Source organism: Rhizobacter sp. P2_H2, from assembly GCF_056403375.1.
Genome location: NZ_JBFUFP010001759.1, coordinates 1 through 624, shown reverse-complemented (window position 1 = coordinate 624; position 624 = coordinate 1). Strand labels below are relative to the sequence as shown.

General features: G+C 71.0%; 1 protein-coding gene. It reads right to left on the bottom strand.

The window, feature by feature from the left end; genetic code table 11:
* Positions 1–624, bottom strand: a 624-nt coding sequence (locus AC1D15_RS36055) for a type IV pilus assembly protein FimV (RefSeq protein ID WP_477829863.1), incomplete at both ends; no start/stop codon positions are given.

The window sequence follows — 624 nt, the reverse complement described above, 5'->3', positions numbered from 1 at the left end:
CCGGCGGCTTCACCGGCACGTTCACTGCGGCCGGCGCGGGAGCCTGCGCGGGCGACCCGGCCTTGGCACCGGCCGAGGCCTGGCCGAGCTTCTTCAGCTCTTCGACGTTCTTCGACAGTTCGGCGACGCGCGACGAGTTCTCCTTCGCCTCGCGCTCCTTCGCGACCTTCGCCTCCGTGGACGCACTGCCCTTGCTCAGCGTCAGCTTGTCCGGCGTCGGGGCGGCGGCCTTCTTGCGGTCGTCGACCTCGGCCTGCACGGTGCCGCTGGTCTGGCGCGATGCACCTTCGACCTTCGACGGTGCCACGCCGCTGGCGAGGCGCTGGCGGTAGGCGCCGAAGTCGGCGCTCTGCGCCTGGATCAGCTGGCGCGCATCGGCCGGCGTGATCGCCTTCGCGGTCTCGGCCGACGGCACGGCCAGCACGGCACCGGCCTTCAGCCGGTTCATGTTGTTGTTCAGGAACGCGTCCGGGTTGCCCTGGTACAGCGACGCCAGCATCTGGTCGAGCGAGACGCCCGGACGCTTGGTTGCACCGGCAATGCGCGACAGCGTGTCGCCCTGCTTGACCTTGTATTCGTCGGCGCCCGAGGCGGCCTCGGTGCCGGTATCGGACGGCGCCGCGG